General features: G+C 58.6%; 12 protein-coding genes. 8 read left to right on the top strand and 4 right to left on the bottom strand.

Annotated elements, in window-relative coordinates:
- The 4 genes from LWH94_RS10460 to map form a co-directional block, all read right to left on the bottom strand.
- Positions 1–226, bottom strand: a 226-nt coding sequence (locus LWH94_RS10460) for a hypothetical protein (RefSeq protein ID WP_232902173.1), incomplete at its 3' end; no start/stop codon positions are given.
- Positions 227–308: 82 nt separating this feature from the next.
- Complete coding sequence (gene dapC / locus LWH94_RS10455) at positions 309–1505, bottom strand: succinyldiaminopimelate transaminase (RefSeq protein WP_232902172.1); 1197 nt, start codon at positions 1503–1505, stop codon at positions 309–311.
- On the bottom strand, positions 1502–4147 hold the full coding sequence (locus tag LWH94_RS10450; protein ID WP_232902171.1) for a [protein-PII] uridylyltransferase: 2646 nt from the start codon (positions 4145–4147) through the stop codon (positions 1502–1504). The genes dapC and LWH94_RS10450 overlap by 4 nt, the downstream gene beginning before the upstream one ends.
- Positions 4148–4918, bottom strand: coding sequence for a type I methionyl aminopeptidase (gene map / locus LWH94_RS10445; protein WP_232902170.1), 771 nt, complete (start codon positions 4916–4918; stop codon positions 4148–4150). It abuts the gene before it with no gap.
- Between the two features lie 303 nt (positions 4919–5221).
- Between map and rpsB the strand changes: the two genes are divergently transcribed.
- From rpsB to rseP, 8 genes are all read left to right on the top strand, one after another.
- Positions 5222–5971, top strand: coding sequence for a 30S ribosomal protein S2 (gene rpsB / locus LWH94_RS10440; protein ID WP_022989863.1), 750 nt, complete (start codon positions 5222–5224; stop codon positions 5969–5971).
- Between the two features lie 95 nt (positions 5972–6066).
- A complete protein-coding gene (gene tsf, locus LWH94_RS10435; protein ID WP_022989864.1) occupies positions 6067–6936 on the top strand; it encodes a translation elongation factor Ts in 870 nt (289 codons plus the stop codon).
- Between the two features lie 181 nt (positions 6937–7117).
- The gene (gene pyrH, locus LWH94_RS10430; RefSeq protein WP_022989865.1) at positions 7118–7846 is read left to right on the top strand and encodes a UMP kinase; all 729 of its coding nucleotides are present in this window, start codon (positions 7118–7120) and stop codon (positions 7844–7846) included.
- An 18-nt stretch (positions 7847–7864) separates the two neighbouring features.
- Complete coding sequence (gene frr / locus LWH94_RS10425) at positions 7865–8422, top strand: ribosome recycling factor (RefSeq protein ID WP_232902169.1); 558 nt, start codon at positions 7865–7867, stop codon at positions 8420–8422.
- A 62-nt stretch (positions 8423–8484) separates the two neighbouring features.
- Positions 8485–9255, top strand: a complete 771-nt coding sequence (gene uppS / locus LWH94_RS10420; protein ID WP_022989867.1) for a polyprenyl diphosphate synthase — start codon at positions 8485–8487, stop codon at positions 9253–9255.
- 19 nt (positions 9256–9274) lie between these two features.
- Positions 9275–10126: a phosphatidate cytidylyltransferase gene (locus LWH94_RS10415; protein ID WP_232902177.1), complete on the top strand. Its 852-nt coding sequence runs from the start codon at positions 9275–9277 to the stop codon at positions 10124–10126.
- Complete coding sequence (gene ispC, locus LWH94_RS10410; protein WP_232902168.1) at positions 10123–11307, top strand: 1-deoxy-D-xylulose-5-phosphate reductoisomerase; 1185 nt, start codon at positions 10123–10125, stop codon at positions 11305–11307. The genes LWH94_RS10415 and ispC overlap by 4 nt, the downstream gene beginning before the upstream one ends.
- A 49-nt stretch (positions 11308–11356) precedes the next feature.
- A complete protein-coding gene (gene rseP, locus LWH94_RS10405; RefSeq protein ID WP_232902167.1) occupies positions 11357–12706 on the top strand; it encodes an RIP metalloprotease RseP in 1350 nt (449 codons plus the stop codon).
- Positions 12707–12744 lie beyond the last annotated feature (38 nt).

The following is a 12744-nucleotide window of genomic DNA, read 5'->3' as shown; positions in this document are numbered from 1 at the left end:
CGATGCCGATCACGGTATTCTGATGCATGGTCTCCTCCTTAACTCTTGGATAGTGTCTGCAACCTCTATCCTGGCGCATTGCGACGCCGATTTGGAGTGGGGAGGAGACCATCCCATCTCGGAAGGATACGGAAAAAAGATTGAAAGATTTTTTCGCCACTAAATCCACTAAAAAACACGAACAAAGATTATTGATTTGAAAAACCAAAAGTTCTTTGTCTTTCATTTCGTGTTCTTTCGTGGATTTCGTGGCAAAACAGTCTTTATCTTTTCATTTTTCCGTGTCCTTCCGTGTATTCCGTGGCTAATCAATTCTGTTTAACAAACTCCACAATCCGCCGTGCCGCCTCCACACACTCCTCCAGCGGTGCCACCAGCGCCATTCGTACGCGGTTTTCGCCGGGGTTGTGGCCATTCACGGTGCGGGAGAGGTAGCGGCCGGGCAGTACGTGTACGTTCTGCTGGGCGGATAGTTCACGGGCGAAGGTTTCGTCGCTCATGGGCGTTTCCGGCCATAGATAAAAACCGGCATCCGGGAAGTCTACGTTCATCACTTCACGCAGGATGGGCACCACGGCCTCGAACTTGGCCCGGTAGGCGGCGCGGTTCTCCCGTACGTGGTCTTCGTCGTTCCAGGCAGCGATGCTGGCCAGCTGGTTTTGAACGGGCATGGCGCAGCCGTGGTAGGTGCGGTATTTCAGGTAGCCCGCCAGTACCTCGGCGTCGCCCGCCACAAATCCGGAGCGAAGGCCCGGCAGGTTGCTGCGCTTGGACAGGCTATGGAACACCACGCAGCGTTTGAAGTCGTGCCGGCCGATGGCTGCGCAGGTTTGCAGCAGGCCTTCGGGCGGGTTGGCTTCGTCCGGGTAGAGTTCGGAGTAGCATTCGTCGGAGGCGATCAGGAAATCGTGGCGGTCGGCCAGTTCGATCACTTTTACCAGGGTTTCCCGGGGAATTACGGCACCGCTGGGGTTGCCGGGGGAGCAAAGGAACAGAATCTGGCAGTCCTTCCAGACAGATTCCGGAACCGCATCGAAGTCCGGAATAAAGCCGTTGCTTGCGTCGCAGGGCAGGTAGACCAGATCGGCACCGGCCAGGAACGCTGCGCCTTCATAAATCTGGTAAAACGGGTTTGGGCTCACCACGGTTGCTGGCTTGCTGGAATCTACAACCGCCTGCACCAGGGCAAAGATACCCTCGCGGGTACCGTTAACCGGCACCACGTGTTTTGCAGGGTCCAGTGTGCCCTCGGCCAGCTGGAACCGGCGGCTGGCCCAGTTGGCGATGGCTTGGCGTAGCTCGTCCAGGCCTTTGGTGGTCGGGTAGTTGGCGAGTTTGTCCAGGTTGTCGGCAATCACCTGTTTAACAAAGGCGGGTGACGGGTGTTTGGGTTCGCCGATGCCCAGTGAAATCGGTGCCAGGTGCTCCGGCACGCTGATGCCGGCTTTCAGTTTGGCCAGCTTTTCAAAGGGGTAGGGGTGCAGTCTTTCCAGGTTCGGGTTCATTGAATATCGTCCAGCATTTTACTCATGTGCTGTTGCAGGGCCTGGCACACGTTCGGGTCGCTCAGGGGTTCACCGTGTTCGTCGGTAATAAAGAAAACGTCCTCTACCCGTTCGCCCAGGGTGGCAATCTTGGCGTTGGTCAGGCGCACCCGGTGTTCCAGTAATACCTGGCCAATCCGTGCCAGCAGGCCCGGACGGTCGGGGGTGATGACTTCCATCACCGTGCGCTGATTAATGGTGTCGTTGGAGAAAGTCACTTCGGTAGGAAATGCGAAGTGCTTCAACTGGCGCGGAGTGCGCCGGTGGATGATGTCGGGGTAGTCTTCCGGATCGTCCAGTTCTTCGATCAGGCGCTTGCGAACCCGCTCTTTGCGGGCCGGGTCAACACCCAGCGGTTGGCCCTGCTCGTCCAGAACCACGTAGGAGCTGATGGAGTAGGGGCCTTCACTGGAGTTTATGCGGGCGTCGACAATGTTCAGGTTCAGCTGTTCCAGTACCGCGGTGGTGGCGGCAAACAGGGCAACCCGGTCTTTCATGTAGATGATGATTTGCGAGTAGCCGTCTGTGGGGCCGCCCCGGGTGTCGCGGATCAGTACCAGCGGGTCCGGGTTGTCGCCATGGCGGATAATCGCGGCGGTTTGCCAGGCGATATCCACGGTGGAATCCTGCAGGAAATATTCCTCATCGACCGTGTCCCAGATTTTGTCGACCTGCTCGTCAGTCATGTTCTGGGCGCGCAGGATTTCCCGGGCCTCTTCGCGGGTGGCGTCTATCCAGGCCTGGCGGTCTACCGGGGTGTCGATACCCCGGCGCAGGGCTCGCTTGGCTTCGATATACAGCTGGCGCAACAGCGAGGCGCGCCAGGTGTTCCAGAGTTTCGGGTTGGTGGCACTGATGTCGCACACCGTGAGGATGTACAGGTAGTCCAGGTGGGCCTGGCTGGGCATGGCCCGGGCGAAGGCCTGGATGATATCCGGATCGGAAATGTCCTTGCGCTGGGCGGTCATGGACATGAACAGATGGTTCTCCACCAGCCAGGAAATCAGCTGGGTATCCCGTTCGCTCAGGTGATGACGCTGGCAGAAGGCCTCGGCATCAATAGCGCCCAGTTCGGAATGGTCACCGCCCCGGCCCTTGGCCACATCGTGGTACAGGCCGGCAATGTAAAGGGTATCCAGCTTGGGCAGCCGATGAATCAGGCGCGAGGCCAGGGGGTATTCGCTCTGGGCCTCGGTGCCGGTCAGTCGCACCATGTTGCGGATTACCCGCATGGTGTGGGCATCCACGGTATAAATATGGAACAGGTCGTGCTGCATCTGGCCGATGATCTGGCCGAACTCCGGCAGGTAGCGGCCCAGCACGTTGTATTTCTTCATGGCGGACAGGGTCTGGTCCAGTGCATGGGGCGTGCGCATCAGTTCCATGAACAGGGTAGTGACAGCCAGGTCGTTACGGAAGGCATCGTCAATCAGGTGCCGGTGCGCCCGCAGTGAACGGATGGTGGTGGCGCGAATGCCCTTGATCTCCGGATGCTGCGCCATCAGCACAAAGATTTCCATGATGGCGTAGGGGGCGTAGGCGAACACCTGGTTGTTGATGGCTTCTATATACAGGTTGCGCATCTGGAAGCGCTTGTTGAGCGGACGGATTTCGTCTTCCGTGCCGCTGCCGATAATCGCTTCGTCGTAATACTGCAAAAGCACATCGGTGATTTCAGCCAGGGCCAGCACCGTACGGTAGTACTGCTGCATCATTAGTTCGACGCCCAGCCGCTTGCCCTGGTCCTGGTAGCCCAGCATATGGGCCAGTGCCCGCTGGTGGTCGAACAGCAGGCGGTTCTCGTTGCGGTCGGCAATCAGCTGCAAGCCATAGCGCAGGCACCACAGGAAGGTTTCGCCTTCGTGCAGAATCTGGTGCTCTTCCTCGGTGAGGATGCTGAAGCGGGTCAGGTCGGCGATGCTTTGCAGGCCGAAGTGACGCTTGGTAATCCAGCCGATGGTCTGGATGTCCCGCAGGGCGCCCGGGGAGCCTTTTACGTTGGGCTCCAGGTTGTACTCGGTGTCGCCGTATTTCTTGTGGCGTTGCTGCTGCTCTTCCCGCTTGGCCACAAAGTAGGCCTTGTCGGAACTCACCTCGTCGGAGTAGGCCTGTTCGCTCAAGGCTTGCCGCAGGCTGTCTGGCCCGGCAATGGTACGGGTTTCCAGCAGGTTGGTAAGTATCGAGATATCTTCCCGGGCGGCGGCGATGGATTCGTCCATGCTGCGCACGCTGTGGCCGATATCCAGTTTCAGGTCCCATAGCAGGGTAATGAAGGCGCCCAGATCGTCTTGCCACTCGGGCGCCATGCCCTTGCGGGTGAGGATCAGCAGGTCAATATCGGAGTGGGGGTGCAATTCGCCCCGGCCATAGCCACCTACGGCAATCAGGGCGATGTCTTCGGAGCGGGCGAACGGATATCGATTCCAGATCAGCCGGAGTACGGTGTCTACGGTGTCGGCCCTTGAGCGAACCAGGGCCCGGACGTCTGCGCCCTCGCGGAATGCATCGGCATCGGCGTCGTAACTCTCCCGCAGTAATTGCCGGGCCGCGGAGACCGGTGAGCGGTCGTTACTGATGCGGGACTCCAGCTCACTCCGGTCCACTTAGAAGGACTCTTCCGATCGCTTGGTCAGTACTTCGTGGCCATCGGCAGTTACCAGGATGGTGTGTTCCCACTGGGCAGACAGTTTGTGGTCCTTGGTCACGGCGGTCCAGCCGTCGGCCAGCATCTTGGTGTGGTACTTGCCCTGGTTCAGCATGGGTTCGATGGTGAAGGTCATGCCTTCTTTCAGTTCCAGGCCGGTTCCGGGCTTACCGTAGTGCATCACCTGTGGCTCTTCGTGGAATACCGCGCCAATGCCATGGCCGCAGTAATCCCGAACGATCGAGTAACGGTGTTTCTCTGCGTGCTGCTGGATCACATGGCCGATGTCGCCCAGGCGTGCGCCCGGCTTGACCAGCTCGATACCTTTATAGAGGCACTCCCGGGTAATCTGGATCAGTCGCTCGGTGCCGGGCTTGGGCTTGCCGACAACCCACATCTTGCTGGTGTCGCCGTGGTAGCCATCTTTAATAACTGTCACATCGATATTAATGATGTCGCCGTCTTTCAGTACTTTCTTGTCTGAAGGGATGCCGTGGCAGACAACGTGGTTGACCGAGGTGCAGATAGACTTCGGAAATCCCTTGTAATTGAGCGGGGCCGGAATGGCTTTCTGCTCGTTCACAATGTAGTCGTGGCAGATGCGGTCGAGTTCTTCGGTGGTTACGCCGGGCTTCACGTGCTCGCCGATCATCTCCAGAACTTCAGCAGCCAGGCGGCCGGCTACGCGCATCTTTTCGATTTCTTCGGGGGTCTTGATAGATACCTGCATCGGACTTCCTGTTGATTTGCGTCAAACAGCCATTTTAAGGGGCATGGGGGTAAGGTACAAGGCGGGGTGGTGCTATGGATGCCATAGCTCCGGGTTAAGTTACGGGGCAAAAATAATGGCGTGCGGCAGGTGCTTTGTGGTATAAACGCGCCCGCTGGAAACGAATCCGGCAAATTCACACACGTGTCAGCACGTTGTCCCAGGGTGCCGGTACCTGCTAGCAGCTCACATAATGCGCTTGCAGAGACTGGTTGGGGCAATCGGACGCGTGGAGGTCTAACCCGAAGCTAAAAGGTAAATATCATGGCTCAGGTAAATATGCGTGACCTGCTGAAAGCAGGTGCTCACTTTGGTCACCAGACTCGTTACTGGAACCCGAAAATGGGCAAGTTCATTTTCGGTGCCCGCAACAAGATTCACATCATCAACCTGGAGCAGACTGTTCCGGCCATGAATGAAGCCCTGAACTTCATTCAGTCCCTGGCTGAGAACAAGAACAAGATCCTGTTCGTTGGCACCAAGCGTGCTGCCGCCAAGATCATCAAGGAAGAAGCCGAGCGTTCCGGCCAGCCGTTCGTTAACCACCGCTGGTTGGGTGGCATGCTGACCAACTACAAGACCATCCGTCAGTCTATCCGTCGCTACCGTGACCTGGAAGCCCAGAGCAAAGACGGTACTTTCGACAAGCTGACCAAGAAAGAAGCCCTTGAGCGTACCCGTGAAATGGACAAGCTCGAGCGCTCCATTGGTGGTATCAAGGATATGGGCGGCCTGCCTGACGCGCTGTTCGTTATCGACGTAGACCACGAGCGTATCGCCATCAAGGAAGCCAACAAGCTGGGCATTCCTGTAATCGGTGTTGTTGATACCAACAGCGATCCGGACGGCGTTGACTACGTGATCCCGGGTAACGATGACGCCATCCGCGCCATCCAGATCTACGTGAAGGCTGTTGCCGACACCTGCCTGGAAGCTTCCCAGTCTGCAGGCGGTGCTGACGAGTTTGTTGAAGTCAGCGAGAACGCCGAAGGCGCTGCTCCGGCCGCCGAGTAACACTTAAACTTCACGTTTGAGTTGTAAGGTATGCCCGCCTGTTTATCCGGGCATACCTCCCCACCGAATTCGGAAACGATTTAAGAGGATTGAACATGGCTGCAATTACCGCTGCAATGGTCAAAGAGCTGCGTGAGCGTACCGGCCTTGGCATGATGGAATGCAAAAAGGCACTGGTTGAAGCTGGTGGCGACGTTGACGCTGCAATCGAAGAGCTGCGTAAGTCTTCCGGCCTGAAAGCCGCCAAGAAGGCTGGCCGTACCGCTGCTGAAGGTGTGTCTCTGGTTAAAGTGTCTGACGACAACACCGTTGCCTACATTCTGGAAGTGAACTCCGAGACTGACTTCGTTGCTCGTGACGACAACTTCATGGGCTTCGCCAACGACGTTCTGAACGTTGCCTTCGAAAAAGGCGAAACCGACGTTGCAGCCCTGATGGCTGGCGACCTGGAAGCCAAGCGTGAAGCGCTGGTTCAGAAGATCGGCGAAAACATCACTGTTCGTCGTATCATCAAGGTTGAAGGCCCGGTTGTAGGTGGCTACGTTCACAGCAACAACAAGATTGCTTCTGTTGTAGCTCTGAGCGCCGGTAACGAAGAGCTGGCCCGCGACATCGCCATGCACGTTGCCGCTGTTAACCCGCGCGTTGGCAAGCCGGACGAAATGCCTGCCGAAGAGCTGGAAAAAGAGAAGGAAATCATCAAGGCCCAGCCGGACATGGAAGGCAAGCCTGCAGAGATCATTGAAAAGATGATGGGTGGCCGTATCAAGAAGTTCCTGGCTGAGAACAGCCTGGTTGAGCAGCCGTTCGTCAAGAACCCTGACCAGAAAGTGGGTGATCTGATCAAGGCCGCCGGTGGCGACCTGGTTGGCTTCGTTCGCCTGGAAGTGGGTGAAGGCATCGAAAAAGAAGAAGTGGATTTCGCCGCTGAAGTGGCTGCTGCCGCTGGCACAGGCAAGGCCTGATCCCTCTTCCCGGCCCGGTCGCGCAAAGCGGCCGGGCTACCTGAGTCTGCCACGTCAGCCGGGATTTCCCGGCTTTCGTGGCGGGCTTGTATCTGAGATACCCCTTTTTCGAGGAGTATGTCAGATACAAGCCTGCAGCGGGTTTGATACCGGATAGCCAACAGACGAGAAGGGGATCACCATGTCGACATCTTCAAAAACCCAGCCCAGATACAAGCGCGTTCTGCTCAAACTCAGTGGTGAAGCCCTGATGGGCGAGCACGATTTCGGTATTGATCCCAAAGTTCTTGACCGCATGGCCCTGGAAATCGGTGCCCTGATAGGCATTGGTGTTCAGGTGGGGCTGGTGATTGGTGGTGGTAACCTGTTCCGTGGCGCCGCACTGAGCGCTGCCGGCCTGGACCGCGTAACCGGCGACCACATGGGTATGCTGGCCACGGTGATGAACGGCCTGGCCATGCGTGACGCCCTGGAACGCTCCAACATTCGTACCCGCGTGATGTCTGCCATCCCCATGAGTGGTATTGTTGAACATTACGACCGCCGCCGCGCCGTGCGCGACCTGAAAGAAGGCGACGTGGTGATCTTCAGCGCCGGCACCGGTAACCCGTTCTTTACCACGGATTCGGCGGCCTGCCTGCGCGGTATCGAGATCGAAGCAGATGCGGTACTCAAGGCCACCAAGGTGGATGGCGTATACTCTGCCGATCCCAATCTTGATCCTACCGCAGTAAAATATGACCACCTGACCTACGATGAGGTTCTGGAAAAGAAATTGGGTGTGATGGATCTGACAGCCATCGTCCTCGCCCAGGACCACGGTATGCCGCTGCGGGTTTTCAACATGAACCAGCCCGGCGTTCTTACCCGAATTGTGACGGGTGAGAGAGAAGGCACACTGATTGAATAACGAATTGAGGATTTTTACGTGATTAACGACATCAAAGCAGAAGCCGAAAAGAAAATGAAAAAGAGCCTGGAGGCTCTGGGTTCGGCGTTTAACAAAATCCGTACCGGCCGTGCCCATCCGGCCATTCTCGACAGCGTCATGGTGAACTACTACGGCCAGGAAACACCCCTGAAGCAGGTGGCAAGCGTGAACGTAGAAGATAACCGCACCCTGTTGGTGGCGCCCTGGGAAAAGAACCTGGTACCGACCATCGAAAAAGCCATCATGATGTCTGACCTGGGCCTGAACCCGTCCACCAATGGCGACGCCATTCGCGTACCCATGCCCATGCTGACCGAAGAAACCCGTAAGGAAATGGTCAAACAGGCCAGGGCCGATGCCGAACACGGCCGGGTTTCTATCCGTAACGCCCGTCGTGACGCCAACAGCATGCTGAAGGATTTGCTGAAGGACAAGGAAATCAGCGAAGACGACCAGCGCCGTGGCGAAGAAGAAATCCAGAAGCTGACCGACAAGCACATCGCTGAAGTCGACAAGCTGCTGAAGGTGAAGGAAGAGGACCTGATGGCGGTATAATCGCCCGGGTCTGTTCAGAGCAGAATGAGCGGCGGCTGGATGTCCGCCGCGCAGAGGATTTCATGACGGGACAAGTAACCGCAGAAATTCCGGTGGAGGCAGACAGCCGCCCCCGGCACGTGGCCATTATCATGGATGGCAATAACCGCTGGGCCAAGGCGCACCGGCTCAAGGGAGTGGCAGGCCACAAGGCCGGCGTGGATGCGGTGAAAGCCGTGGTAGAAACCTGTGCCCGGCAAGGTGTGGAAGTGCTCACCCTGTTTGCGTTTTCCAGTGAGAACTGGCGTCGTCCGAAAGACGAGGTTTCGGCGCTGATGCGCCTGTTCCTGATTGCCCTGGAACGGGAAGTCCGCAAGCTGCACAGAAATAACATTCGCCTTCGCATTATCGGCGACCGCTCCGCGTTTAATTCGACCCTCCAGGAACACATGGAGCGGGCCGAAACGCTCACCCGTGACAATACCGCCATGACCCTGGTGATTGCCGCCAATTACGGCGGCCACTGGGATATTACCGAGGCCACCCGGCAAGTGGCCCAAAAAGTGCGCGCTGGCGAGCTGGAAGCTTCAGATATCACTGATGACCTGATCCAGCAGCACCTGAGTATCGGTGACCTGCCCATGCCTGACTTGCTGATCCGTACAGCTGGCGAGCAGCGCATCAGCAATTTCCTGTTGTGGCACCTGGCGTACACCGAATTCTATTTCTCTGAGGTGTTCTGGCCGGACTTCAAGGCCGATCAAATGCAGAAGGCACTGGAAGCCTACGCCGGGCGCAAGCGCCGGTTCGGGCAAACCGATGACCAGATCGCCGCCCGCGCCACAAAACAATAACGATATAGCGACCAACACCGTGTTAAAAACCCGAATTATTACCGCGCTTATCCTGGCCCCTATCGCGATCGGCGGGATTTTCTTCCTGCCTCCGGCGGGCTTCGCCCTGTTTACCGGTGCCATTATCTCCCTTGGCGCCTGGGAGTGGGCCAATATGTCCGGTATCGAAGGCCAGCCGGGGCGCGTGATTTATGCCCTGGTCATGGCAGGGCTTCTGGCCGTGATCTGGCAGTTGCAGGTGCCGGCCATAACAGTGCTCTGGCTGGCCCTGCTCTGGTGGCTGGTGTGCTTCGGGCTGGTAAGCCGTTACCCGGCGGGCTCCGATCGCTGGGGTGCCGTGCCGCTACGGGCCCTGATGGGGCTGTTTGTGCTGGTTCCCGCCTGGGTAGGGCTGAACCATCTGCGTACCGGCAGCTTCCAGTTCGGTGAGCTGACCAATAACCTGCTGGCCATTCTCTACATCTTCCTGGTGGTCTGGGTAGCAGATATCGGCGCCTATTTTGCCGGCCGGGCCTTCGGCAAGGCGAAGCTGGCGCCGAAAGTGAGCCCCGGTAAATCCTGGGCTGGCGTGTGGGGTGGCCTGGCAGCGGTCGCTGCCCTGGCAGTGGCGGCAAGCCTGATTGCCGGTGCCGGTGCCGTGCAAACCGTTCTGCTGGTGCTGGCAAGCCTCGTTACCGGCCTGGTATCGGTGCTGGGGGATTTGCTGGAAAGCATGCTCAAGCGCTTCCGTGGTATCAAAGACAGCAGCCAGTTGCTGCCCGGGCACGGTGGCATTATGGACCGTATTGACAGTCTTACCGCCGCCATTCCCGTCTTTGCCCTGATGACCACGCTGCTGGGCTGGTTGTCTACGGGTGTCTGGAATCTATGATCACACGCAGCATTACGGTACTGGGAGCAACAGGCTCAATTGGCCTGAGTACCCTGGATGTTATTCGGCGGCACCCGGAGCGTTTTTCGGTTCACGCCCTCACGGCGGGAACCCGTGCACCGGAATTAGCCGCGCTTTGCCGCGAATTCCGCCCCCGGGTAGCGGTGATGGCGGATGCCCGGGCGGCAGAGGAACTGGCTGGCCTGCTCGCCGATTGCCCTGACATTGACGTGCTCAGTGGCGAGCCAGGGCTTATCGACGTAGCAGCAGCCGAACAGGCCGACACCGTAATGGCTTCGATTGTCGGGGCTGCCGGGCTGGCGCCGACACTGGCGGCGGTGCGCGCTGGCAAGCGCGTGTTGCTGGCCAATAAAGAAGCCCTGGTCATGTCCGGCCAGCTCTTTATGGATGCCGTGGCTGAATCCGGTGCTGAACTGCTGCCTATCGATTCGGAACACAATGCCATCTTCCAGTGCATGCCGGCAGACAAGGTGCGTAATCCGCAAGCCGCTGGCATTACCCGCATTCTGCTCACCGCCTCTGGCGGCCCGTTCCGCACTTTGCCGGCCGAACAGTTGCGCTCGGTAACGCCTGCCCAGGCCTGTGCCCACCCCAACTGGTCCATGGGCCAGAAGATTTCCGTCGATTCCGCCACCCTGATGAACAAGGGCCTGGAGCTCATCGAGGCCTGCTGGCTGTTCAATACCTCGCCGGACAAGGTGGAGGTGCACGTTCATCCCGAAAGCATCATCCATTCCATGGTGGAGTATGCAGACGGCTCGGTGCTGGCGCAGTTGGGTAGCCCGGATATGCGAACTCCGATCGCCAATGGCCTGGCCTGGCCCGAGCGCATTGAAGCCGGGGTCGCTCCCCTGGACCTGTTCGCCATCGGCCGCTTTCACTTCGAGCGCCCGGATTTGCAGCGTTTTCCGTGCCTGAGGCTGGCTGCTGAAGCCTTCGCCACCGGTGGCACCGCGCCAGCTGTCCTCAACGCCGCTAACGAAGTGGCCGTGGCGGCATTCCTTGAAGGCGGGCTGTGCTTTGCGGACATCCCCGCTATCATAGAGCGAACACTGGCGGCCACCGAAGTGGTATCGGCGGACAGTTTCGATACCATCTTCCGGAAAGACGCCGAAGCCCGCGAACGGGCAATGGAACAGATTCGCCTTTTATCGGTCTGATTCCGGCGGGGCGTGTTGCGCCGGCTTTCAGTTATCAACCGGACAGTCTATGCAGATTATTCAAAGCGTACTGGCACTTGCACTAACCCTCGGCATTCTGGTGACGCTGCACGAGTTCGGCCATTTCTGGGTCGCTCGCCGCTGCGGAGTCAAAGTGCTGCGTTTCTCTGTGGGTTTCGGTAAGCCGCTGTTTTCCTGGTACGACCGCCACGGCACCGAATTTGCCGTAGCCGCCATCCCTCTTGGCGGCTACGTGAAAATGCTGGACGCCCGGGAAGGCCCTGTGCCGGCCGAACTCGAAGACCAGGCCTTCACCTCCAAGCCGCCATCCCAGCGCATTGCCATTGCGGCAGCAGGGCCCGTCGCCAACTTTATTTTCGCTATCTTTGCCTACTGGCTGATCAGTGTGGTGGGAGTGACCACGGTGGCGCCGATTGTTGGCGAAGTGGCGCCAGACAGCGTGGCCGAGCGCGCGGGCCTGCAGGAAGGTATGGAAATTCTGGGGGTGGACGGCCGCCAGGTGACGTCCTGGCGCGACGTGAACATGCGCCTGCTGGAGCGGGCAGGGGAGCAGGGCCCCATTTCGCTGGAAGTTTCCCGTGATGGTGCCCGTGGTACCTTTTCAGCCCCGCTGAACGGCTGGAACCTCAGCAACGACGAACCCAATCCGCTGGCGGAATTCGGCATCATCCCCTGGCGCCCGGACGTACCGGCGGTGCTGGGTCAGATCAGTGAAGACGGCCGCGCCTCCATGGCGGGGATGCAGCCCGATGACCGGGTTACCGCTGTTGACGGTGAGCCGGTGGCGGACTGGTTCGCGCTGGTAGATATCATTCGCGAGTCCCCGGAGCAGCAGCTGCAGTTAACCGTGGAGCGGAACGGGCAGACTCTGGATGTTCCGGTAACGCCGGCCACCAGAACGTTGGAAGACGGCCAGGACATCGGTTTTGTGGGCGCCGGGGTGCAGGCCATAAGCTGGCCGGATAGCGTGCTTCGGGAGATTAGCTACGGCCCGCTGGCGGCGATTCCCAATGCGCTTGAAGAAACCTGGGCCGACACCCGGCTGACACTGGTGGCCATCAAGAAGATGGTCACCGGCCTGTTGTCGCCCACTAACCTGAGCGGGCCGATCACCATCGCCCGGGTGGCGGAAGCCAGCGTCAGTTCCGGATTCGAGGATTTTGTCCGGTTCCTGGCGTATCTGAGCGTCAGTCTCGGGGTTTTGAACTTGCTGCCGGTTCCGGTTCTGGACGGCGGCCACATCGTGTATTACACCATCGAAGCCATCCGCCGGAAGCCGGTGTCGGAGCACGCGCAGGCGCTGGGATTACGAATTGGTATGGCTTTGATTCTGAGTTTAATGGTGTTTGCTCTTTACAACGACCTGATGCGGTTGTGAGAATTGCGGGCTCCTTACCGCACATTAACCAGGCGATA

Origin of the sequence: Marinobacter sp. G11, assembly GCF_021282325.1 — a bacterium.
Lineage (GTDB): Bacteria > Pseudomonadota > Gammaproteobacteria > Pseudomonadales > Oleiphilaceae > Marinobacter > Marinobacter vinifirmus.
The sequence above is the reverse complement of the archived record's forward strand: the minus strand, read 5'-3'. Positions and strand labels throughout refer to the sequence as shown.

Coding starts and splice junctions, on each gene's coding strand:
- tsf (WP_022989864.1), top strand. CDS start 6,067: ATGGCTGCAATTACCGCTGCAATGGTCAAAGAGCTGCGTGAGCGTACC.
- rpsB (WP_022989863.1), top strand. CDS start 5,222: ATGGCTCAGGTAAATATGCGTGACCTGCTGAAAGCAGGTGCTCACTTT.
- uppS (WP_022989867.1), top strand. CDS start 8,485: ATGACGGGACAAGTAACCGCAGAAATTCCGGTGGAGGCAGACAGCCGC.
- map (WP_232902170.1), bottom strand. CDS start 4,918: ATGCAGGTATCTATCAAGACCCCCGAAGAAATCGAAAAGATGCGCGTA.
- rseP (WP_232902167.1), top strand. CDS start 11,357: ATGCAGATTATTCAAAGCGTACTGGCACTTGCACTAACCCTCGGCATT.
- pyrH (WP_022989865.1), top strand. CDS start 7,118: ATGTCGACATCTTCAAAAACCCAGCCCAGATACAAGCGCGTTCTGCTC.
- dapC (WP_232902172.1), bottom strand. CDS start 1,505: ATGAACCCGAACCTGGAAAGACTGCACCCCTACCCCTTTGAAAAGCTG.
- ispC (WP_232902168.1), top strand. CDS start 10,123: ATGATCACACGCAGCATTACGGTACTGGGAGCAACAGGCTCAATTGGC.